Origin of the sequence: Ruminococcus gauvreauii (assembly GCF_025151995.1) — a bacterium.
Classification (GTDB): Bacteria; Bacillota; Clostridia; order Lachnospirales; family Lachnospiraceae; genus Ruminococcus_G; species Ruminococcus_G gauvreauii.
Map to the genome: position 1 here is coordinate 2,272,972 of NZ_CP102290.1, position 22,263 is coordinate 2,295,234.

Genomic DNA, 22,263 nt, shown 5'->3' on the forward strand with positions numbered 1-22,263 from the left:
AATAAAATGAAAAATAATATGGTACAGGATACGAATGAGTCGGTGATACGTATTGATTACAGGATGTTAATGGAGACAGCCGCCCTGGCAGGAGAGATTATGCTGGAAAACGGTGCAGAGGCCTACCGTGTGGAAGACACCATCAGCCGTATGCTGTATACCGCCGCATCCATATCACATGCGGAGACGGTCGTCTTAAGCACCAGCTTTGTGGCGACGGCCGCTGCTGTCGGTATGGATCCGGTGACAGCAGCGAGGAGAATCAAAAGCAAGGGGACGAATCTGAATAAGATCTGCCGCGTCAACCAGGTGTCAAGAGACTACTGCGAAGGAAAAATCTCTCTGGAGGAGGTATGGCTGTCGCTGCAGAAAATACGCCGGGAAAAGCTCTATTCCGGGAAGCTTAATTTTCTGTGTATGATCATCATTGCGTCGTCTTTCACTGCACTTCTTGGCGGGACCGCGGTTGATGCCGCAGCCGCGGGTCTCTGCGGCGCAGTTCTCGAGTTGTGCCTGCAGGCAGGACGGCGTACGCTGCTGCACTCGTTTATTGTGGAAATGTGTGCGGCGATGGTTTCATCTGCAGTTGCGGTCGGATTTTTCCATTTCCTTCCGGCTGTCCGGGACGCCAACCTTATCATCATCGGTACCATGATGCCTCTTGTACCGGGGGTTGCTGTCACGAATGCTGCCAGGGATACACTGCAGGGAGATTTTGTCTCAGGATGCGCCCGCATTCTGGAAGCATTTGTCAAAGCATTTTCAGCGGCTCTCGGGGTTGGTATCGTGATTTTTCTATACAGAGCCTTAAATGGCGGAGGTTTGTAAATGTTACTGCAAAGTATTTACGCATTGGCCGCAGTCACTGCATTCTGTGTTCTTCTGGAGGTGCCGAAAAAGCAGGTGATGCCGGCCGGTATCGCGGGAAGCATCTGCTGGGCTGTATATCTGTTTATATGGAATATTACCGCAAGTGCCGTATTCTCCAGCTTTTTGTCTGCATGTGTGGTCTCCGTCTATTCCAGGATCATGGCGCGGTTCAGGAGAGCGCCTGTCACAGTGTTCTTTATTCCAGGCATCCTTCCCATTGTCCCCGGGGTGGCAATGTACCGGACTGTCTATTATCTGATGACAGACAACGACCTGCTTGCCAGAGAACATCTCCTGGAGGCGCTGCTGATAGCGGGGGCGATTGCGTTTGCTGTTTTTCTGACAGATTCGGTCGGCACGCTGCTGGAGGGCACATATTCAGCCCGAAACCGGGGCCCTGAACAGATATGACGGCTGGCCTTTAATATTGAGTTTGCACTGCATATGTAGTAATCTGGAATATATGGTTGACAGAAATGAATTAATCTATTATATTAGTATACAAGGTGTGGGGCGGAGAGCTTCAGTTATGAATCGGAATGAGGAAAGGCGCATGGAATGGAATTAGAAAAAGTATATACGGGAAACAAGGTTGATGTCTATCAAACATTGAAAAATGCAATACAGTATCTGGCGTTAATGCCGGGTTCAACGATCAATGAGCAGGAACTGGCGTCTGAATTGGGGGTCAGCAGGACTCCTATCCGGGAAGCGCTGATCCGCCTGTCGAGTGAGACACTCATTGATATTTATCCTCAGAAGGGCACATATGTCTCGAGGATTGACTTTGAATTCGCCAATGAAGTGGCTTATATGAGACACATTCTGGACACTGAGATTTGTCTGACCCTGTGCCGGGAAAGAGTAGACCTGCACGATGCGGTAGATGAAATATTGTATTTTATGCGGGCTGCAGTCAAGAAAAAAAATGTAATAGAATATCTGAAAAAGGATCAGGAATTTCATAAGGCGCTGTTCGCTTATGGGAAACACGAACTGATATGGGACATCATTTCTACATCCAGGGCACATTATAACCGCTTCGTGATCCTGGATCTTCAGCTGGATGGGAAATTGGAAAACTCGTATCAGCAGCATTGTGATATCCTGGATTCGATCGCTTCCGGGGATGAGAAGAAACTGCTTGAAATTTTGGACGTGCATCATGATCATACGGGAGTTGATTATGAGATGATACAGAAGAATTTCCCTGAGTATTTTGAAGCTTAAACCCCGACATATTTTAACACATAAAAGGACTCTTCGGAGTCCTTTTTTCGGTTTAACCGCTGATTGATACGGCATCTGCTATACAAATGTATACAGATGGTTTATATTATAAGAAACAGAAGATCTGCGCCAAAACAGCAGGATGAAGAGGGGAAATTATCATGAACCTGGAACAATTAGAGAGAGAATGGGTGAATCCCCAAATGTGCAGCGGACCGGTTCAGGCCAGAATGTGGGATCAGAGGGCAGAAGAATACATGGAAAGACCGATTCCGCGACCAGGTGAAAATCTGTTTCTGCAATACCTGCTGGAGAAGGCGAAACCGGATAAGAGCATGAACGCACTTGATATCGGGTGCGGTGCGGGGCTCTATACGATAGCGCTTGCAGAATATGTGGAAAAGGCTTTCGGAGTGGATGTTTCACCCGACATGATCCGGGGGGCAAGGAAACGTGCTGAGGGGCTGGGGACTGCAAACACAGAATTTTTGATACAGGATTGGGCAAATGCGGATCCTGATGCTCTGAACCTGCGGGCCAATTTTGATGTGGTGTTCGCACATATGACACCGGCAGTCTGTGATTATCTGACGCTGGATAAGATGAATGCGTGTGCAAGGGGGCATTGTTTTCTGGTCAAGCCCGCCAGGCGTCATGATAAGGTGCAGGATGCGGCTTTCAGCATGGTGGGAATCACAGGACATAGGAAACAGATGGATGATATGACGCCCAACGCCTTCGCCTATCTGTGGCTGAAGGGGTATAATCCGGAAGTATCTTACCGGGAAGAGATATGGGAGATGGAGAAGCCGCTAAAAAATATGACAGACTGGTGCGTCGGCAGGGCAGGACTGCAGAAATCCCTTTCTCACGGGGAAGAGGACCGTATAAGGAAATATCTCCGGGACATCAGCATGGATGGCAAGATCAAGGAAACGGTGACAACGACAATTGTGACAGTATACTGGCACGTCTGACAGAAGGACAAAACTTCGGGTGTTATGAAAGGAGAGGGAATATGAATAAGAAAATATGGGAAACCTGCGTGGCATTCCACGGGCATGAATGCGGCGGGCTGACGATCGGATATCAGGCGGCGCTGTATGCCGTCAGGCTGCTGGAACTCGCGCCGGGCTGCAAAGAGAGGTCCTGCTGTATCTCTGAGGATGAGCAGGTGGTATGTATAGCGGAGAATGATGCCTGCGGCATTGATGCAATCCAGGTCATCCTGGGCTGCAGTGTGGGTAAGGGTAATCTGCTGTTTCATATGAGGGGAAAACAGGCGTTTTCTTTCTACAACAGAAACACCGGGAAGTCTGTGCGCCTGGTGCTGAAGCCCCGCCCGGAAGGAATGAGCAGGGAAGAATCTTTCACATATTATCAGGAGCACGAGCCGGAAGAGCTGTTTGAGGTGAAAGAGACCGCGATCAAACTTCCCGAAAAAGCGAAAATCTTCAGGTCTCTTACCTGCAGCTGCTGCGGTGAGACGGCTTCTGAGAACATGATGCGTCTCGAAGGAGACCGGATCCTTTGCCTGGATTGTTATGATTCCTATGATCGGTTTCATATCTGAAAACATAAGTGGCCAGAGACAGGTAAATGCTGTCTCTGGCCGTAATTGACAGATTTCAATTACCAGGAAGATTGCCGGTCAGTCTTCGGCTTTGTCTTCTGCGCTCTCTTCGGATTCCGTATTCTTGACATAATCCGAGATATGGAAGATCATGGCGTCTTCCGGTGTTACAAACTGAACATCTTTGTTTCCGGGCAATGTCAGGTCTTTTACATGCATAACTTTTATTTCGGGTGCAAGTTTTTCGAAATCAATGATGATGGTATCCAGAAGATTAGACGGGTCGGCCCTGTAGCTGATCTCAGAAAGATCCTGTTCCACGATGCCCTGTACACAGTCTGAATTTTCCAGTTTCACCTGTACCGAAGTGGAAATCACTTCACCCTGAACCAGGGCCTGAAGGTCAAATGCCATCACCTGCTTTTTCATGGGATTATAATCAATGCTTTTGACGACGGCGTTTGTCTTTTCACTGCCGAGATCCAGGGTCACCTGAGTACCCTCACCGTTTTTCCTGATAAATTGCAGGACGTCTGCCTCTGCAAACTGAAGCGGAACAGATTCGTCCATTCCCTTTCCGAACAGTACGCCGGGGGCGAAGCCTTCACGTCTTAATTTCTTTGCTTTTATGTCGGGGTTCCTTTTTTCTGCTTTCAATGTAGTCATATCTGATACCTCCTGTAATCATGTGATATGTTACCGTGCGTAACGAAAAACAAAAAGAACTCTTTCTACGGGTGTAGTATCGAGCTCTTTAGGTCGAAGTTCTCTGTATGCACCTCTATATTATAGCACCTGTAGCAGAAATATATATGTAGTTTCTGTGAAAAATGTTATCGTAATGTATCATTTGAATGTGTTAAAAAGGAAATATCTGGAACTGTCAGATATTTCGCTTCGTACAGACCGTATTTCTCGATAACGAAACGCCGCACAACACGCAGTATATGGCTGTAACATTCAGATAGGCCATCTGCAAAGCCTACCACATCGCCGGTACTCAGACGGTGAATGGCATGGAGGCTTTTCTCGTTTACCAGGCTGGTACTGTCAGGCTTGCTGCGGTAAAATGCAAAATAAAATCCGAACTGTGAGAGATTTCTCAGTTCTTTCAGTATTGTTTTCAGAGGCTGCAGGTTCAGGCGGTCCAGAAGGAGCTGCGAAATATCTGCGAGAGGAATGTTACCGGGGTCTTCAAATTTGTGTGCGAGAAACTCCAGATCTTCGGATGTAATCTGAGGTGCTGCGCATGTGGCAGCCGGACGTATGGCAAATACAAGGAACTGAAGCGCGTACAGATACATAAGGGTTGTCCGCTTGCTTGTCTGATTTTGAAGAGGGCGGAACGCAACGGCAGCATTCGGGATCAGGGCGACAGTTCCTTTTGAGTTGAACGTCTTGGTAAAACCTAAACGTGCAGTCTCGGTAAGAGCTTTGCGAATTGTAAAAACAGATACGCCGTATTGGCGGGCAAGTTCTGCCTCGTGCGGAATATAGTCGTTTGCGGGATAGAACCCGGTACCGATCTTGTTTATCAGATCCCGGACGATGCGCGTATAATAAAAATCCTGACCGCGAAGCGCGCTCCAGGAAAACACCGGCGTATCCTGCTGAGGACAATCCGGAAACCGGGTTTCCAGCTGCTTCAGACATCTGGCAGTTAATTCGGTCGTATCCCGGTACAGTTCGTTGAACGGACCGTAGATTTGGAAGGGATCGTTTGTACTCAGCAAATTGATCAGCGGGACCATACGGGGCGCCAAAACCGACAGGGACAGGCTGGTGAATGCCTGCTGCTCCTCTGCGAAGAAGCTTATCTGGCTGTATAACTCAAGTGCTGCATACACATCGCCAAACAATGTGTTGCCGCTGGAGCAGAGAACATCCTTGAAAAGGTCAGAAACAGTACGCCATTCACTGACAGTCGGCTGCAGCAGTCCTGATTTTAGGAGCTGTCTGTAATGGGGCTGCTCTTCGACTCTGCATCCCACTGCCGAAAAAGCGATCATGGGAGGAATCAGCAATGCCATTGTCTGATAAATCTGCAGAATTCCGTCCCGCTGTGACAGAACAGACTTTATCATGGCAGAGGAACTTCTATCTGGATGTTCATAGCACACCAATGGCGCGGTGCGGGGCTCGATCCTGATATACCCCTCCTGCCTCAGAGTGTTTAACACCTGTGAGATTGTGCGGATGCTGACCTGGTAATCTTTGCAGAGCTGCCTGCTTGAAGGAAGATACTTTCCCTGCTGTAATTGTCCGTTTTTGATCCTTCCCTTGAGATCGTTGTATACATAAGAAAAACGAGTGTCTTTGTTTTTCACTGCTTCCCCTCCCTGCTCATTTTGACATAGAATAACAAAAATATTGTAATTTTTCAATTAAATCTGATTATCTGCAATGTTAAAATCCAGGTGTGCAGCATAAAATCCCGTAAACTATCTGCATACGTACACAAATAAATAATTGTTTTTTTGATGTTAATAAATTAAAATATAGTTATCATAATAAAAGGTAGTGCAAAGACACCGGATTTCATATAAAATGGAGATTGCAGGATTATGAAATGGTCAAAGACTTTTATTGTTCGCGGCGCACAGATTGGGCTATTGTCCGTGATTTTGGTTGTGGTTTTTACCGCTTCGGTCTGGAATGCCGCACAGCTTCGTATAGTATTGAGCACCAGTACGAAGGAATATCTGAATGATGTAACCACACAGACGGCAGGTGATATTAAGGACACCATACAGCATAAGATGACAGAACTGGAACTGTTGTCAGATTCAGTCTCGCGGTTTGACAGTGTGAAGGACGGAGGCAGCCTGAGTGAATATCTGGACAGCAAAGCACGTACCCAGGAGTTTGACCCGCTCGCAGTGTTTGACAGAAATGGGAATTCTGTTTTCTCGGAATCTGAAGTATTTGCTGACAAGCGGGAGCAAAAGGCGTTATTACAGATGGACAGTGTACAGTCTTCCTTTGAGGGGGAAGTCTGTGCCAGTTATCTGGGTGGGAAAACCATCGTTTACTCGGTTCCGATCTATGAGAATGATAAGGTGACAGGCGTATTGATCGGCGGCCGCAGTAAGGAAAATATGCAGCGGATGATCGCATCGAAAAGCTTTGATGGAAATGCACTGAGCTGTATCATCGGCAGTGACGGCCAGGTTGTGATTTCACCGGAAGATTTGAATCCATTTATGCAGTTGGACGATATTTTTGAATCAGATGAGAAAGTGGCTGCCGAGATCCGGGAAATGCAGGAGAACATGCGTACCGGAAAGGACGGTATGCTGAAATTTACAGCTGTCACACAGGACGAGCTCTATTTGGCGTATAACGGACTCGGGATTAATGACTGGATACTGCTGACCATTATTCCGGCCGATATCATATCCGGGGGCGCAGAAAGATATATTTTCCAGTCATTTATCATTGTGGGAGTCACAATTGTATTTTTCTCACTGTTTTTATTTGCGGTTTTCCGTTTTTATAATGATTATCGTAAACAGCTGGAGCGTTCTGCGTTTACAGACCCTGTAACAGGCGGGATGAACAACGCGGCTTTTCAGATGAAGTTCCGGGAGATGTCACATATTATAAAACCCTTTGAATACGCGGTTGTTTTGCTCGACGTCAAAGGGTTTAAGATGATCAATGAAAGGTTCGGAATTGATGCGGCAAATGATATTCTGCGCTATTTTCATCGGGTGCTGGAACGCCACATGAGAGAGGAGGCGCAGGAATTTGCAGCGCGCAGTGAGTCGGATCATTTTCTTCTTTGCCTGAAAGAACACGATCCCGAGACGATCAGAACAAGACTGGACAGGATAATTGAAGATATCAATTCATTTCGAGGGGTTGATCTTCCCAACTGTCAGTTCTCATTTAAGCAGGGGGCCTGTCTTGTCGAAGACCCTGCAATGGAGATCACGCTTCTCCAGGACCGGGCGAGAGCGGCATATCAGAACCAGGGGTCCGGGCTGCAGCAGGAATGTTCCTTTTATGACAACAGCTTCATGGATAAGCTGAGGAAAGAGCATGAATTAAATGAGCTGTTTGATCATTCGATTCAGGATCATGACTTTCAGATATACCTTCAGCCGAAAGTCGGACTCAGGGACAACCGGCTGGAAGGTGCTGAGGCATTAGTCCGGTGGAATCATCCGCAGAGAGGCATCATCTCTCCAGCAGATTTTATTCCGCTTTTTGAACGCAGTGATAAGATATGCAAGCTGGATCTCTATGTGTTTCAAGAGGTCTGCAAACTTATGAACAGCTGGATAAAAGAAGGGAAAAAACCGGTTCCCATATCGGTCAATCTCTCCAGGCAGCATTTCTGGAACGCCGGTTTTCTGGATCGGTTTGCTGAAATTGCAGGTGAGTATGAGATCCCGCGCGGGTTAATTGAATTTGAACTGACAGAGTCTATCTTTTTCGATCGTCAGAGAATCAAAATGGTACAGGAAAGTATCCGCCAAATGCACGCAATGGGATTCTTGTGTTCTCTGGATGACTTTGGTTCGGGCTTTTCTTCACTGGGACTGCTGAAAGAGTTTGATGTGGATACTCTGAAACTGGACCGTTCGTTTTTTCTGAATATCGCTGATGACAGAGGCCAGGAAATCATCGGATGCCTGATTGCGCTTGCAGGCAAGCTGAAGGTACAGACTGTTGCAGAGGGGATTGAGACACCAAAGCAGCTGGAGTATCTGAGGTCAGTACATTGTGATATGGTGCAGGGATACATATTCTCAAAACCGCTTCCTGCAGCGGAATTTGAGAGGTGGGCCGTGCAATATATTATCTGACGCACAAATGGCCGGGAGGAGAGAGTGATGAAAAAACAGATAAATAAGAGGCTGTGTATTATAATTTTTGCGGCCATGCTGGTTTCCCTTCTGTTAAATTATCTGCTTCAGATCTTTCAGGCGGAGGACGCCATGCGTGCAGGTTCTCAGGAGTTATTCTGGCAGATCAATCAGATCCTAGTCCAGAATGAAAAGGAAGTAGAACAGATTAAAGAGGATTTTGCAAAGAACTGTCTGGTAAATGCCAAGGCGGCAGCCTATATTGTTCAGAATAAACCGGATATCATTAACGATCAGGATGAACTGCAAAAAATTGCAGAGCTACTCCAGATTGATGAATTTCATATATTTGATACACAGGGGAATCTGTATGCGGGTTCACAGCCGAAGTACTTTGGCCTGAATTTTAATTCCGGGGAACAGATGCAGTTTTTTCTGCCGATGCTGAAAGACCGCTCACTGGAATTATGTCAGGAGATTACTCCGAATACTGCAGAGCAGAAACTGATGCAGTATGCGGCAGTCTGGAGGGAGGACGGTGAAGGGATCGTACAGATCGGTATGGAACCGCACAGGGTCCTGGAGGCAATGAAGCGCAATGAGCTGTCTTATATCTTCTCTATCGTTACGGCGGATAAAGGGGCGGTCATCTGTGCACTGGATCCTGAGACATATCAGGTACTGGGTGCCACGAGCCCCAGTTATATTGATAAGAATATCGAGACGCTCGGGATCGACCCGGATGAAGTGAACGCCGGAGATAGCGGATTCCATGCGGTTGTGGACGGTGAGAAAAGTTATTGCGTATTTGAAAGAAACGGGTCGGTGATTCTTGGACGTATTGTTCCCAATGACAGGCTGTATCAGGATGTAAACAGAAACAGCCTGATGCTGGGCGGTTACCTGCTGCTTCTCGGTGTTGTCATGACGGCTGCGATCTCCATGTATCTGGACCGCTACATTCTAACCGGCATTGCAGCTGTGAATCAGAAGATGCGGGTGATCACAGGAGGGGATCTGGACACGAAGGTTGATGTGGATACTACACCGGAATTCGCGGAGCTGAGTGATCAGATCAATGAAATGATAGGGAGCCTGCTGGACAGTACCAATAAGCTGTCGACGGTTCTGGATGTGGTCAGTATACCGGTGGGTGTCTATGAATACCGGCAGAACATGAAGCGTGTGATGGCGACCAGGAGGATTGCGGAGATTTTAAACCTGTCACAGGATGAGACAAAGCTGATGCTGTCGGACTGTGTACTGTTTGAACGAAAGCTGGAAGAAATCCGCGGGCATATGGTGGATGGGAGAAAAGGAATTTATCAGCTTCCCGGGGAGACAAAGCGCTTTATCCGTATGGAGTCCATCACTTATGAAAAGAATATACTGGGCATCCTCATGGATGTGACAAATGATGTGATGGAACGTCAGCATATTGAACGCGAGCGGGATATTGATCTGTTAACGGAGTTATATAACCGCCGGGCGTTCTACCGCCGTCTGGAAGAGTTTTTTGTTCCCGCGCCTGAATTTAAATATGCGGTGATCCTGCTCGCCGATTCAGACCAGCTGAAACGGGTCAATGACCGGTATGGACATGAAAGCGGTGACCGCTATCTGTGCGGGGTTGCCCGGATTTTGTGTACCGGGCCGTCAGAAAACAGAATCGTCGCCAGGCTGGGAGGTGATGAATTTGCACTGATTATCTGCGCGGATGACAGGGATGAGCTGACGGAGCGGATAGGGATCATACGCGAGGCGATGCAAGGCTACACGGTCAGACTGAATGCTGATGTGGCTGTTATGGTCCGGTTTTCTGCCGGATGTGCATACTATCCGGAGGATGGGACAGATTATCGGGAACTGCTGAAACTTGCAGATCAACGAATGTATCAGGAGAAAAAAGAGCATAAAAGTGAGGATAAGAGGTGTTTAGATAATGATGGAGCAGATAAGCCTGTTTGATGACCGCAGAATGAGTGCCCCTCTGGCAAGCCGTCTGCGCCCGGAAACACTGAATGAATATGTGGGACAGAGGCATCTGATCGGAGAGGGGAAGATCCTGCGGCAGCTCATTGAGAAAGATCAGGTGTCGTCGATGATCTTCTGGGGTCCTCCCGGTGTGGGCAAAACGACACTGGCAAGAATCATTGCGAATCAGACCAGGGCGGAATTCGTGGAGTTCAGTGCGGTGACCAGCGGGATCAGGGAAATTAAGGAAGTGATGAGCCAGGCGGAGTTTAACCGAAGGTCTGGTGTCAGGACTTTGCTGTTTGCCGATGAGATTCATCGGTTTAATAAAGCCCAGCAGGATGCCTTTTTGCCATACGTAGAAAAGGGAAGCATCATTCTGGTGGGTGCGACGACGGAGAATCCTTCTTTCGAGATCAATTCAGCTCTTTTGTCGAGATGTAAGGTATTCATTTTAAAAGCCCTTGAGGAGGAGGATTTGAAGGAGCTGCTGCAGTATGCACTGAGGAGTCCGAAGGGATTCGGAAATCAGGATATCGTGATCGGCGATGACAAACTGTCCGCGATTGCACGTTTTTCCAATGGTGATGCGAGGACAGCACTCAATACGCTCGAGATGGCGGTATTAAACGGCCGGATGGATGAGGATGCAAAGATCTGTGTGGATGAGGACACCCTGGCACAGTGCATGAACCGGCGGTCTCTGCTGTATGATAAGACCGGGGAAGAACATTATAATCTGATTTCCGCGCTGCACAAGTCCATGAGAAACAGTGATCCGGATGCGGCAGTGTACTGGCTGTGCCGCATGCTCGACGGAGGGGAGGACCCGCTGTATATTGCGAGGCGCCTGGTGAGGTTTGCCAGCGAGGACGTTGGAATGGCGGACCCGTCAGCGCTCCAGACTGCAGTCGCTGTATATCAGGCATGTCATTTTCTGGGGATGCCGGAATGTGATGTCCATCTGACGCATGCTGTGGTCTGCTTGTCAATGGCGCCCAAATCCAATGCGCTTTATATGGCATGCGAAGCATGCAAAACTGATGTGCGGGAGCTGCCTGCCGAGCCGGTGCCTCTTCAGATCAGGAATGCGCCGACCAGTCTGATGAAGGATCTGAAGTACGGGCAGGGCTATATCTATGCGCACGATACGGAGGAGAAGCTTGGCCGTATGCAGTGCCTGCCAGATGCGCTTGCAGACCGAAGATATTACCGCCCGACAGAAGAGGGGCAGGAAAAGCAGGTGAAAGACAGGCTTGAACAGATTCGTAAATGGAAGAATGAAAAATAAAGAATAAGAGAGTATACGGATGAGAAGGACAGTAATTGGTATTCTGGCCCACGTGGATGCGGGCAAAACAACATTATCGGAGGCGATGCTTTTTAAGAGCGGCAGTATCCGGAAAATGGGAAGAGTCGACAACCAGGATGCGTTTTTGGACACGTATGCCCTGGAGAGGGCCCGCGGGATCACCATTTTTTCCAAACAGGCGCAGATGAGCCTGGGTGATCTGCAGGTGACGCTGCTGGATACTCCGGGCCACGTGGATTTTTCTGCGGAGATGGAGCGTACGCTGCAGGTACTGGACTATGCGATCCTGGTGATAAGCGGGGCGGACGGTGTACAGGGACATACACAGACACTGTGGAGGCTGCTGGGGCGGTACCGGGTTCCCGTGTTTCTGTTCATTAACAAGATGGACCAGGACGGGACGGACAGGGGTAAGCTTCTTGCGGAGCTGAAAAACAGACTGGACGATGGTTGTATTGATTTTGGGGAACCTCATGGATATGACTTCTATGAAAGCCTGGCGATGTGTGATGAGGCGGCACTGGAGCATTTTCTGGAACATGAGACGCTGGAAACGGAAGACATTCGGGGGCTGATCTCGGCACGCAGGGTATTTCCCTGCTTTTTTGGTTCGGCGCTGAGGCTTACGGGGGTGGAGGAATTTCTTGCGGGTCTCGTACAGTATACAAAGGCGCCATGTTATCCTGAAACATTTGGGGCGCGGGTCTTTAAGATTGCCAGAGATGATCAGGGCACCCGTCTGACATACCTCAAGGTTACCGGAGGGAGTCTGAAGACAAAAGCATCACTCACCAACCGCAGGGAAGGTATGGATGGGGATGCTGTATGGGAGGAGAAAGTCAATCAGATTCGCATCTATTCCGGAGAAAAGTATGAGACTGTAAGCGAGGCCGGTGCCGGGACGGTGTGCGCAGTGACCGGCCTTACCAGGACGCGGCCCGGAATGGGACTTGGGACTGAGGTGGAATCCGTCATGCCGATACTGGAACCCGTTCTGACATATCAGATCATACTGGATCCTGAAGACAGTGTCAGCACGATGCTTCCAAAACTCCGGCAGCTGGAGGATGAGGAGCCGCAGCTTCACATTGTCTGGGATGAAAATCTGCAGGAGATCCAGGCACAGGTGATGGGAGAAGTTCAGACGGAGGTGCTTCAGAGTCTGATCAAAGAGCGGTTTGGCGCGGAGGTGGAGTTTGGAGCCGGAAATATCGTGTATAAAGAGACAGTCACGAATAAGGCAGAGGGTGTCGGTCATTTCGAGCCCCTGAGGCACTATGCGGAGGTCCATCTGATACTGGAGCCGGGGGAGCCGGGAAGCGGTCTTGTCTTCGGATCACGCTGCAGTGAGGATATGTTGGATCGAAACTGGCAGCGGCTGATACTGACACACCTGGAGGAGAAGGAACATCGGGGTGTGCTGACGGGATCGGCCATTACCGATATGAAGATCACACTGGCAGCGGGACGGGCGCATAAGAAGCATACAGAGGGCGGAGACTTCAGGCAGGCGACGTACCGTGCGGTGCGGCACGGGCTGAAACGGGCGGAATCAGTGCTGCTGGAACCATTTTATGAATACCGTCTGGAAGTTCCCGAACAGATGACAGGCCGTGCGATGGCAGATCTGGAACGCATGCACGGCACCTCCTCGCAGCCGGTAGTTGAGGGTGGGATATCCGTGCTGACCGGAAGTGCGCCGGTGTCTGTGATGCGGGGGTATCCGCAGGAGGTAGCGTCTTATACAAAGGGGCATGGGAGACTTTTCTGCAGTCTGCAGGGATACGGTCCGTGTCATAACGCTGAGGAGGTCATCTCACGGACAGGCTATGATTCGGAGCGTGACCCGGAGAACCCCACGGGATCCGTATTCTGCGCACACGGTGCCGGATTCGTGGTAAACTGGGAGCAGGTGGAGGAGTATATGCACCTGGAACGTCAGCTGATCCCTGAGGGGGAGGAACAGGCAGGGGAGTCCTGGGAGGCACCCAGACAGTATCCTTCCGGAACTGTGACTGAGGATGCGTGGATTGATACCGAGGAAGTGGACGCCATACTGTCGAGGACGTATGCTGCGAACCAGAAGGGCAATAAAACTGCGCAGGGCTGGAAGCAGCGGCGAAGCGCGCACACGGTGGAGGCGCCCGTCCCTGCAAAACGCAGTGTGAGGCGAAAACTGGAGGAGTATCTCCTGGTAGACGGTTATAATATCATCTTTGCCTGGGATGACTTGAAAGAGCTGGCACAGGTCAACATCGACGGTGCCAGGGGAAAACTGCTGGATATTCTGTCAAATTATCAGGCTATTCGCAGATGCCGGCTGATCGTAGTGTTTGATGCTTACCGGGTCAAGGGCCATACAACGGAAATTATGGAGTATCACAATATACATGTGGTATATACGAAAGAGGCAGAGACGGCGGATCAGTATATTGAGAAGTTTGCCCATGAGAACCGGGAAACGTATCATGTGACGGTAGCGACTTCCGATGGACTCGAGCAGGTCATCATCCGGGGTCAGGGCTGCAGCCTGCTCTCCGCGAGGGATCTGCAGGAGGCGGTCCGGGAGGCAAATGAGGTTATCCAGGAACAGTATCTGGAGAGACAGTCCACGGGCAGAAACTATCTGCTGGACGGACTGTCGGAGGAAGAGAAAAAGAAGCTGAGATACGAAGAATAAAATCAAAACACAGACACGGGATAGTTTTAAGTACCGGCTGTCAGACAGCTTGAAGTCTTTCCCGTTCCCACTGTCCTTTCTCGATGATGGCGGGCTGGGTGTCCTCAAAAACCCAAGCCCGTGTATTCCCGCCGCTCCAATATCCCGGCAATACAGAGGTTGAAGATCGCCGCACCACCTTTTTTCGTCTCTAATTGTCCGCAACACCCCGCTTTTTCCGGTCGCTTAAAGCTTTCTGCCTGCGGTGGACGATAGAGCCGCAGGCCTTGCAGTATTTCACCCGGTTGGAACCGGGAAGGAAGGGCTGACCGCCGACAGTACACCGCTTTTGTTCCTTTTGATGAAGTAAAGCTGTCTCTGACGATTCATCCAAAGACAGGACAGCGGCACGGAACCACCTGCACAGCAGAGAGTAGGAAATGCTTTGCACACAAACTCATTCTTCTCCATCGTCAAGGGCAAGGCAGTTCCCGCTCTCATAGTTGCAGCACTGATGTACCAGCTTTCTTGCCCTGCGGTACTGGGAATAGGTCATGATGGGTATTTTTCTTTCGATTTTTATCGCCTCCTTTCAGACTGTCAAAAAACTCTCCCTATCTATCCGTACATTTTTCTGGGGATTGTTGCACGGGTAAGTGAAAAAATTTCAGGAAATTAAAAAACGCCGCCATGATATGAAAATCATGACGGCATTTCTGCCTTTCATATTTCAAACTTGTAGCCGATACCGTAGACACTTTTGATATAATCCGGCAGATCAGGAGCAACCTTAAGCTTTTTTCGCAGGTTACTCACATGGTTATTTACCGCCTTGCGGGAATAGTAAGTATAATCTTCATGCCAGACCAAATCCATAAACATTTCATAGGTAAATACCCGTTTGGGATTCATAATTAGAAGGGAAAAAATTTCAAATCTTTGCTCTAAACAAAAGTATATTTCACCTTCTCGTATATCCGTTAGAGGTTGGCCTGTCCGCTTTGAAACAAAATATTTACCATGAAAGACGGGGCAGCATGGAATGTCAGCCGAATCAACGCCGCCCGTTTTACCTTCAAGAACAAACTGCGCCAGTTCCTTTTTCTGATCTACGGTAAGCAGTACAAATAATTTCTCACCTATTTGTCTGCCGGATTCCGACAAATCAAGTACAGTTAACTTCCCATGTCGTCACCACCTAACTACAATGAAGCAGAGGCAAAGAAAAAATTTACGCCAGTTTCCAATTCTGGCTCTCCGTCTGTAGCTTCACCATACGAGCATACAAGCCGCTTTGCTTCACCAACTTTTCCGGCGCGCCTTCTTCTGCCACGCTCCCTTCGGAAAGTACCACGATTTTATCCGCTCCGGCTACTGTGCGCATCCGGTGGGCAATCACTAACACGGTCTTATCCGCAATCAGGCGGGAAAGGGCGGTCTGAATCAGGGTTTCATTTTCCACATCCAGCGAAGCGGTGGCTTCGTCCAAAAGAATGATCGGCGCATTTTTCAGAAAAGCCCGCGCGATGGAAATTCGCTGCCGCTCACCGCCGGAAAGTTCGCAGCCGTTTTCGCCAATGGTGGTATTCCAGCCATCCGGCAGTTTTTCGGCAAATTCAACCACGTTGGCAAGTTTTGCAGCGGCCAAAACCTGTTCGTCGGTCGCATCCTTATTCCCAATTCGGATATTCTCCAAAATGGTATTGTCAAACAGGGTAACGTCCTGAAACACAATGGAGAACAGGGAAAGCAGCGCCTCTGGGTCAATTTTAGAAATGTCCATACCGCCCACGGTGATCTTTCCCTGGCTTACATCCCAGAACCTTGCTGCCAGCCGGGAAACCGTCGTTTTGCCGCCGCCGGACGGTCCTACCAGCGCCGTGACCTCGCCCTGTTTTGCAGTAAAGGAAACATCTTTCAGTACGGTTTCCCCCGTGTTATAGGCAAAGCCTACATGGTCGAAGGTAATATCATATCCCTTGTTGGAAAGTTCGGTATCGCCCTGCTGGATCGGATGGTCGAGGATCTCATTCATACGGGCGATATTGGTACGCGTGCTGATAACCGCCGCCAGATTTTGCAGCGCCCCTTGCAGCGGATCGTAAAGCCTTGATACGACAAGCAGAAACATAAAGAAGGTCAGTACATCGAGGCTTCCATCGATCAGCAGGACGGAGCCTGTCAGCGCAACCGTGGCAATTCCCAGCTTTAATATCAGCGATGCGGACACCACAAAGGCTGCCAGCCCAAATTCGTTCAGGATAGAACGGCGCTCCACAGCACGGATTTTCTTTTCCAGCCCTTTTAAGTATTCTGCTTCGGCGTTGTTGGCCTTCAGGTCGCGCACTGTCTCAATGCACTCCTGAATCCCGTCGGCGCAGGCCATCTTTACATCCATCGCTTTCTGATTGAGCCGTTCCTGCACCTTCGCGGAGAAGCCTACAATAGCAAAAGCTACCGGCAAGACCCAAAGCGCCGCCAGCGCCATGCGCCAGTCGAACACCAAAAGGCTGATGGAAATCAAAACAGTGGAGATAATGGAGCCGGCCAGTTCCGGTATAAAATGGGAAAAGCTCTGTTCCAGAAATGTGCAGTCGGCCATGATGGTGCTGGTGAGATCCGCCAGATCCTTTTTCCCAAAGAAGGACAGAGAAATTTTCCGCAGCCGTTCCGCCAGCGTAATCCTTCGTACGCCGCTTTCCGTATAGGTGGCAAAATATGTAGCGTTATACTGAATGTAAGTGGCAAGAAAAATCAGGCCCAGGCACACTGCGCATCCGATGATATAAAAGAACACTTTTTCACCGGGTACGCCGCCGTTCATCAGGTCAGCAACTAAAAGATACAAAAGCCCAACGGGAAACATAAAGGAAAGATTCTGAAGGACGCAGGCAAGGCAGCCTTTTACCAGATCCTTCGCCCCCTGCTCGGAAAGAGCATATCTTTTTTGAAGTTTTTTTATCACTTTATTGTACCTCCTTTGCAACCTTCCACTGAACAGCAAGCTGATAATCCTGCCACATCCGGCTGAAAATACCGCCTTTTTCCAGCAGTTCCTGGCTCTTGCCGCTTTCCGTAATTTGTCCGTTTTCAATGACATAGATCTGATCTGCTCCGGCCACCGTGGAGAGCCGGTGGGCAATCATGATCACCGTTCTCCCCTGGGACAGCTTGGAGAAAGCCGCCTGCACGCGGGTTTCATTATCCGGGTCGGCAAAAGCCGTGGCTTCGTCTAAGATTATAACAGGCGCATCTTTCAGCATGACGCGGGCAATGGCGATCCGCTGCTGCTCGCCGCCTGAAAGGTACACGCCCTTTGTGCCAATCACGGTGTCCGCGCCTTGTGGCAGCTTTTCAAGAATATCGTCGCACTGTGCGTTATGAAGTGCGGCCATAATTTCTTCGCGGGTCGCGTCAGGCTTTCCCATGCGCACATTTTCCAAAATCGAGGCTTTGATCAGGCGGCTGTTTTGGAACACAAAAGAAACGGTATTCATAAGTTCTTCTTTCGGGATGTTCTTCACATTCACGCCGCCTATGGTTACACTGCCGCTCTGCGGGTCAAAGAACCGGCAGATCAGATTGGCAAGAGTGGTCTTTCCTCCCCCGGACGGTCCCACGAATGCTACTCTCTGCCCTGCGGGGATGAAAAGGAAAATATCTTTGATCACATCGTTTTCTCCGTCATAACTGAAACGAACGTGATCAAGCTGTACCGAAGCATCTCTCGGATGTTCCGGCTGCGCTGGTTCTGTAAGCGGTTTCAGGTTTAATACGCTGTCAATTCTATGCAGGGCATCGTCCACGATCATGGCGTTTTCACTCTGAAACATGATGCGGGTAAGGGTGACGGAGATAATAGGCGTAATGATGATATAGAACATGAGATCCAGCAGGAAATCATTTGTAACGCCGCCCCCAGTAAAAATCAGTGCACCGGCAATCAGCGTAGCAAACACACCGTTGATGGCTGTTGTGTAGAACATCATGGGAAGGCGAAGCTCTTTGGTATAGGCGATCACCCACACTTTATATCGATCAATGGAATCCTTGAACTTTTTGAAGGAGAAGATGGTCTGTCCGAAAGTTTTAACAACGGGAATCCCTCGTACATACTCCACCGCTTCATTGGACATGTCGTCAAGGGCGTTTTGGTATTCCTTCATTCTTTCCTGCATCCGCTTTCCGGTCATAGCCGTCATGATCAGAAATCCCAACACGACCGGGACGAGGCTTAAAAGCCCCAGCCGCCAATCGAACACCAACAGCAGGACGAAAAGGCCGCAAGGCGTTGCAATGGCATTGGCGCGATCGGGAAGCTGGTGAGCCAGATAGGTTTCGGTGGCGGCGCTGGATTCGTTGACAATCTTGCGGAGCCTGCCGCTGCCGAACTGTTCTGCAAAACCAAGGGGCAGCTTGATGATATGTTCCATCGTTCGCATGCGCAGGTTGGTAGCGATACGAAATGCTCCTTTGTGGGAACACATCAGCCCTCCGATGTAGATCAATACCGCAATAACGGCAAACAGTACCGCCATCCAGCCGTTATGGGTCAGGTTTTGCGCGCGGCTGAAATTCGGCGCAGCCTCTAATACTTGCCGGATGATTTTCCAGATATAATAGAAGAGTACTAATGCAACGAGGGCGCTGATTGCCGAAAGCGCCCATGAAGCATAGAGCAGATATTTGTGGCCGCCTGCAATCTGTAGCAGGCGTGATAGATTGGATTGTTTTTTCAAAAAAAGTTCCTCCTTTTCTTTATTTTAGCTATGATAAAGAGAACACCATTGTGTTCTTCTTATATCCGATATAGTTAGTTTATACTAACCATTAGGCAAAAATTACAGGGCTTTACTGCCCCATAATTTTCATCCATCCGGCTGTATAAAAGGCTCGCATTTCCTTCACATAATTTTCAGCGTCCCGAAGCGGCATTTCGTGAATTACCAATTCAAAAAAGGTGTGAAACATGCCGGTAATCAGAATATGCTCCAGCGTAGGGTCGATCTGCGGGGAAGGCCGCCCCAGTTCCTCCAGAACCTTTTGATAGGAATGTGTTGCTTCTGCTTCAATTTCTACCATTTCATCAATGAGGCCAAAAAATTTTGTCCCCTCCGAACAGCAGAGAATTAGCTTACATTCTTCCAGATGTTCGTAGGCATAATGGAGCATTTCAAACATACAAGCGCCGGAAATATCGGCCATAACCTCCGGTTGCTGCTCATGTGGAAGATCGGCAAATTCGTTCTGTGCCTTTTGAAAACAGTCCAGCAAGTACGCATAATGCTCGCCTACCAAAGCATCAAATAGTTCTTCTTTACTTTTGTAGTAACCATAAAAAGCTCCGGTTGTCATACCTACAGATTTTACGATATTCCGCAGGGAAGCGTCTTTGTAGCCTTTTTGCAAAAACTCCGCTCTTGCGGCCCGATGGATGCGTTCTAAAGTTGTCAGATTCCCGTCTATCTTTCTTACCTCCATAACACCGTTATATATCACTGTTATATTATAGTCCGAGAAAAAAATATTGTCAAGAGGAAAAGAGGTTCTAGCGCATTTTCACAAATCGGCAAGCAATGCAAACATGTACATGTTTACGATTTTGGCGGGTTTTCTAACCCGCCAAAACATTTGAAATAAGCAAAAGAAAAACTCTATGCAAATGGTTCAGCCATTCACATAGAGTTTTCTTGTTTCCCGTTTACTTGGCATAGGTCAGTATTTTTGCAATACTTCTTTATGCTCCTCTGCCTTTAGGGGCGTTTCTTTTTACAGAAAAAGATTGTACAGATGGTATAAAAATGGTAATATAAATTTATCTATTACAGTTTAGAGACAGCAATGCAGTTATTTCATGGCCGTTCGGCCAACCGTTCCAACAAGTTAAATTAAAAGATATCAGATGTATGACTTGTCAGCAGGGAAGACTTTTTGGTATAATAATGCCAAGTAAAAGCATGCATTTGAAGAAGGGAAGTGTGCATGCGGAAAAAGGATGTATTGACAAAGGAATATTTAAGCGACAGGAATCGTTTTGCAGATCTGATGAATGTTTTTTATTTTGAAGGGGATCCCATGATTCGGGCGGAGGATGTGCAGGATATGAGCAGCGAGGTAACTGTCATCCGGAAAGGTGCAGATGAAGTTCTGACGAGCTCCGGCCTGCGTGACATTTTGCGAAAGGTAGCCTGTGGGATGCAGTTTATCGTTATGGGTGTGGAGGAGCAGAGCGAAGTTCATTATGCAATGCCTGTGCGGGTTATGGAGTATGATACCGCGGAGTACGGCCGTCAGATTCGGGAAAAGAAAAAACTGCACAGAGAGCAGAAAGATTTGCGCGGACCAGAATTTTTATCTGGTTTTTCGCGGAAGGACCGGCTGCTGCCAACCATAACACTGGTACTTTATTTCGGAGAACAGTGGGACGGGGCAAGAAGTCTGCATGAGCTGCTGGATTTTACAGAATGGACCGATCATCTGAGAAAGATAGTGGCGGATTATCCGCTGCATATACTGGAAGTGCTGAAGTATCCGGACATTGACCTGTTCCAGACGGATCTGGGACTGGTTTTTGGGTTCTTACAAAACGCAAAGAAGAGGGACAGACTGAAAGAATTTATAGATATTCATAAAGACCAATTTGCAGATCTAAGGGAAGATGCGTACGATGTGATTGCTGTGCTGGCAAATGCTGCCGAACTTGGGGTACAGAAAAAGGAGTATCTGAATGAGAATGGAGGGATTGATATGTGTCAGGCGATTCAGGAGATGATTGAAGAAGGCAGGCAAGAGGGCAGGCAAGAGGGCAGGCAAGAAGGCAGGCAAGAGGGCAGGCAAGAAGGCAGATCAGAATGGGTAGTATCGCTGGTGAGAAAAAAGGCGGGGAGGGGGTATGATATTTTCCGGATAGCAGAGGAACTGGAGCTGGACTGTGTATATATACAGAAAGTGATCGCATTGATATCTGAAGATGAAAGAAGAACAGACCTCCAGATAGCTGATATGTTGGTTCGCCGGGAAGGTAAATAAAATCTTTCTGGCCATTGACATAACATAAAATCCATGCTACTATTTTTACAGACCAACGGTCTGTATGGAGGGTGATATGGCAAGAAATAAATACCCGGAGGAGACGGTAAAACGGATACTCGATACATCGGCGAAGCTTTTTGCAGAGAAAGGTTACGATAAAACTACACTCCAGGATATTATACAGAAGACGAAACTATCAAAGGGCGCAATATACCATCACTTTGCATCGAAGGAAGAAATCTTTGTTAAGATCTGTACCCGAATCGGGGACGAAAACGGCAAGATTTTGAGCAGAATCAGAGACGACAGCACACTGAACGGGATAGAAAAATTGAAAAAAATTTTTCGTACGTCATTGCTTCACACCAATCAGGAAACGATGCTGAGTATGGTTCCTTATCTGCTGGACAGTCCAAAGTTCCTTGTGATAAATATTCAGAATATCTACGACGAGGTGGTACCGTATTTTATCCAGCCCATTTTGGAGGAGGGGATCGCGGATGGTTCCATCCGCATCACACATACGAAAGAAGTCGCGGAGGTGTTGATGATGCTGGCCGATGTCTGGCTGCATCCGCTTCTGAAGCCGACAAGCCCGGAGGAGATGAGAGCCCGCTGCGAAGTATATAATCAGATTACGGGTGCTTTTATCGGGGCTGAACTGCTGGATGAAGATATGATCGCTGCGATGATAAACTATAGCCAGATTCTGCTGGGTCAAAGAGGAAAAACTAAAAACACAGAATAAACTGCCCTGATACAGGCAGTTTACTTTTACATAAATACAAACCGACGGTCG

The 22,263-nt window shown here is 48.5% G+C and carries 17 protein-coding genes and 1 pseudogene; 11 read left to right on the forward strand and 7 right to left on the reverse strand.

Features of this window, described 5'->3' with window-relative positions:
- Positions 1-18 precede the first annotated feature (18 nt).
- The 5 genes from NQ502_RS11055 (at position 19) to NQ502_RS11075 (ending at position 3,673) form a co-directional block, all read left to right on the forward strand.
- Positions 19-828, forward strand: a complete 810-nt coding sequence (locus NQ502_RS11055) for a threonine/serine exporter family protein (protein ID WP_169579918.1) — start codon at positions 19-21, stop codon at positions 826-828.
- Positions 829-1,281 (forward strand): threonine/serine exporter family protein, encoded by a 453-nt coding sequence (locus NQ502_RS11060; RefSeq protein WP_028528439.1) that lies wholly within the window; start codon positions 829-831, stop codon positions 1,279-1,281.
- 147 nt (positions 1,282-1,428) lie between these two features.
- Entirely contained in the window at positions 1,429-2,100 is a 672-nt protein-coding gene (locus NQ502_RS11065) for a GntR family transcriptional regulator (RefSeq protein ID WP_044983206.1), read from the forward strand.
- 161 nt (positions 2,101-2,261) lie between these two features.
- Entirely contained in the window at positions 2,262-3,077 is an 816-nt protein-coding gene (locus NQ502_RS11070; protein ID WP_028528440.1) for a class I SAM-dependent methyltransferase, read from the forward strand.
- A 41-nt stretch (positions 3,078-3,118) separates the two neighbouring features.
- On the forward strand, positions 3,119-3,673 hold the full coding sequence (locus NQ502_RS11075) for an FmdE family protein (protein ID WP_028528441.1): 555 nt from the start codon (positions 3,119-3,121) through the stop codon (positions 3,671-3,673).
- A 78-nt stretch (positions 3,674-3,751) separates the two neighbouring features.
- Here the strand turns inward: NQ502_RS11075 and NQ502_RS11080 are convergent, their stop codons facing one another.
- Positions 3,752-4,339 carry a 50S ribosomal protein L25 gene (locus NQ502_RS11080; protein ID WP_028528442.1) on the reverse strand — a complete coding sequence of 196 codons (588 nt, stop codon included), beginning with the start codon at positions 4,337-4,339 and terminating at the stop codon, positions 3,752-3,754.
- Between the two features lie 167 nt (positions 4,340-4,506).
- The gene (locus NQ502_RS11085) at positions 4,507-6,000 is read right to left on the reverse strand and encodes a GntR family transcriptional regulator (RefSeq protein WP_044983207.1); all 1,494 of its coding nucleotides are present in this window, start codon (positions 5,998-6,000) and stop codon (positions 4,507-4,509) included.
- A gap of 237 nt (positions 6,001-6,237) precedes the next feature.
- Here NQ502_RS11085 and NQ502_RS11090 point away from each other — a divergent pair, with 237 nt between their 5' ends.
- The 4 genes from NQ502_RS11090 to NQ502_RS11105 are packed head-to-tail and all read left to right on the forward strand — an operon-like array spanning position 6,238 to position 14,453.
- Positions 6,238-8,487 (forward strand): bifunctional diguanylate cyclase/phosphodiesterase, encoded by a 2,250-nt coding sequence (locus NQ502_RS11090; protein ID WP_044983208.1) that lies wholly within the window; start codon positions 6,238-6,240, stop codon positions 8,485-8,487.
- A 27-nt stretch (positions 8,488-8,514) separates the two neighbouring features.
- Positions 8,515-10,455, forward strand: a complete 1,941-nt coding sequence (locus NQ502_RS11095; protein WP_044983209.1) for a sensor domain-containing diguanylate cyclase — start codon at positions 8,515-8,517, stop codon at positions 10,453-10,455.
- Positions 10,433-11,752 carry a replication-associated recombination protein A gene (locus tag NQ502_RS11100; protein WP_028528444.1) on the forward strand — a complete coding sequence of 440 codons (1,320 nt, stop codon included), beginning with the start codon at positions 10,433-10,435 and terminating at the stop codon, positions 11,750-11,752. Before NQ502_RS11095 ends, NQ502_RS11100 begins: the two co-directional genes overlap by 23 nt.
- Before the next feature lie 19 nt (positions 11,753-11,771).
- Positions 11,772-14,453 (forward strand): translation factor GTPase family protein, encoded by a 2,682-nt coding sequence (locus tag NQ502_RS11105; protein ID WP_028528445.1) that lies wholly within the window; start codon positions 11,772-11,774, stop codon positions 14,451-14,453.
- Between the two features lie 190 nt (positions 14,454-14,643).
- On the opposite strand, the pseudogene NQ502_RS11110 reads toward NQ502_RS11105, so the two are convergent.
- The 5 genes and pseudogenes from NQ502_RS11110 to NQ502_RS11130 form a co-directional block, all read right to left on the reverse strand.
- Positions 14,644-14,988, reverse strand: a pseudogene (locus NQ502_RS11110) (cysteine-rich VLP domain-containing protein).
- Between the two features lie 167 nt (positions 14,989-15,155).
- A complete protein-coding gene (locus NQ502_RS11115; protein WP_049898111.1) occupies positions 15,156-15,596 on the reverse strand; it encodes a winged helix-turn-helix domain-containing protein in 441 nt (146 codons plus the stop codon).
- A gap of 67 nt (positions 15,597-15,663) precedes the next feature.
- Positions 15,664-17,397 carry an ABC transporter ATP-binding protein gene (locus NQ502_RS11120; RefSeq protein ID WP_028528447.1) on the reverse strand — a complete coding sequence of 578 codons (1,734 nt, stop codon included), beginning with the start codon at positions 17,395-17,397 and terminating at the stop codon, positions 15,664-15,666.
- 1 nt (position 17,398) lies between these two features.
- A complete protein-coding gene (locus tag NQ502_RS11125) occupies positions 17,399-19,171 on the reverse strand; it encodes an ABC transporter ATP-binding protein (protein WP_028528448.1) in 1,773 nt (590 codons plus the stop codon).
- 112 nt (positions 19,172-19,283) lie between these two features.
- The gene (locus tag NQ502_RS11130) at positions 19,284-19,913 is read right to left on the reverse strand and encodes a TetR/AcrR family transcriptional regulator (RefSeq protein ID WP_028528449.1); all 630 of its coding nucleotides are present in this window, start codon (positions 19,911-19,913) and stop codon (positions 19,284-19,286) included.
- Between the two features lie 501 nt (positions 19,914-20,414).
- Between NQ502_RS11130 and NQ502_RS11135 the strand changes: the two genes are divergently transcribed.
- Positions 20,415-21,461 (forward strand): RpnC/YadD family protein, encoded by a 1,047-nt coding sequence (locus NQ502_RS11135; RefSeq protein ID WP_049898112.1) that lies wholly within the window; start codon positions 20,415-20,417, stop codon positions 21,459-21,461.
- Positions 21,462-21,537: 76 nt separating this feature from the next.
- Positions 21,538-22,212 (forward strand): TetR/AcrR family transcriptional regulator, encoded by a 675-nt coding sequence (locus tag NQ502_RS11140; RefSeq protein ID WP_028528450.1) that lies wholly within the window; start codon positions 21,538-21,540, stop codon positions 22,210-22,212.
- Positions 22,213-22,263 lie beyond the last annotated feature (51 nt).

Coding starts and splice junctions, on each gene's coding strand:
- NQ502_RS11055 (WP_169579918.1), top strand. CDS start 19: ATGGTACAGGATACGAATGAGTCGGTGATACGTATTGATTACAGGATG.
- NQ502_RS11060 (WP_028528439.1), top strand. CDS start 829: ATGTTACTGCAAAGTATTTACGCATTGGCCGCAGTCACTGCATTCTGT.
- NQ502_RS11065 (WP_044983206.1), top strand. CDS start 1,429: ATGGAATTAGAAAAAGTATATACGGGAAACAAGGTTGATGTCTATCAA.
- NQ502_RS11070 (WP_028528440.1), top strand. CDS start 2,262: ATGAACCTGGAACAATTAGAGAGAGAATGGGTGAATCCCCAAATGTGC.
- NQ502_RS11075 (WP_028528441.1), top strand. CDS start 3,119: ATGAATAAGAAAATATGGGAAACCTGCGTGGCATTCCACGGGCATGAA.
- NQ502_RS11080 (WP_028528442.1), bottom strand. CDS start 4,339: ATGACTACATTGAAAGCAGAAAAAAGGAACCCCGACATAAAAGCAAAG.
- NQ502_RS11090 (WP_044983208.1), top strand. CDS start 6,238: ATGAAATGGTCAAAGACTTTTATTGTTCGCGGCGCACAGATTGGGCTA.
- NQ502_RS11095 (WP_044983209.1), top strand. CDS start 8,515: ATGAAAAAACAGATAAATAAGAGGCTGTGTATTATAATTTTTGCGGCC.
- NQ502_RS11100 (WP_028528444.1), top strand. CDS start 10,433: ATGGAGCAGATAAGCCTGTTTGATGACCGCAGAATGAGTGCCCCTCTG.
- NQ502_RS11105 (WP_028528445.1), top strand. CDS start 11,772: ATGAGAAGGACAGTAATTGGTATTCTGGCCCACGTGGATGCGGGCAAA.
- NQ502_RS11130 (WP_028528449.1), bottom strand. CDS start 19,913: ATGGAGGTAAGAAAGATAGACGGGAATCTGACAACTTTAGAACGCATC.
- NQ502_RS11135 (WP_049898112.1), top strand. CDS start 20,415: ATGCGGAAAAAGGATGTATTGACAAAGGAATATTTAAGCGACAGGAAT.
- NQ502_RS11140 (WP_028528450.1), top strand. CDS start 21,538: ATGGCAAGAAATAAATACCCGGAGGAGACGGTAAAACGGATACTCGAT.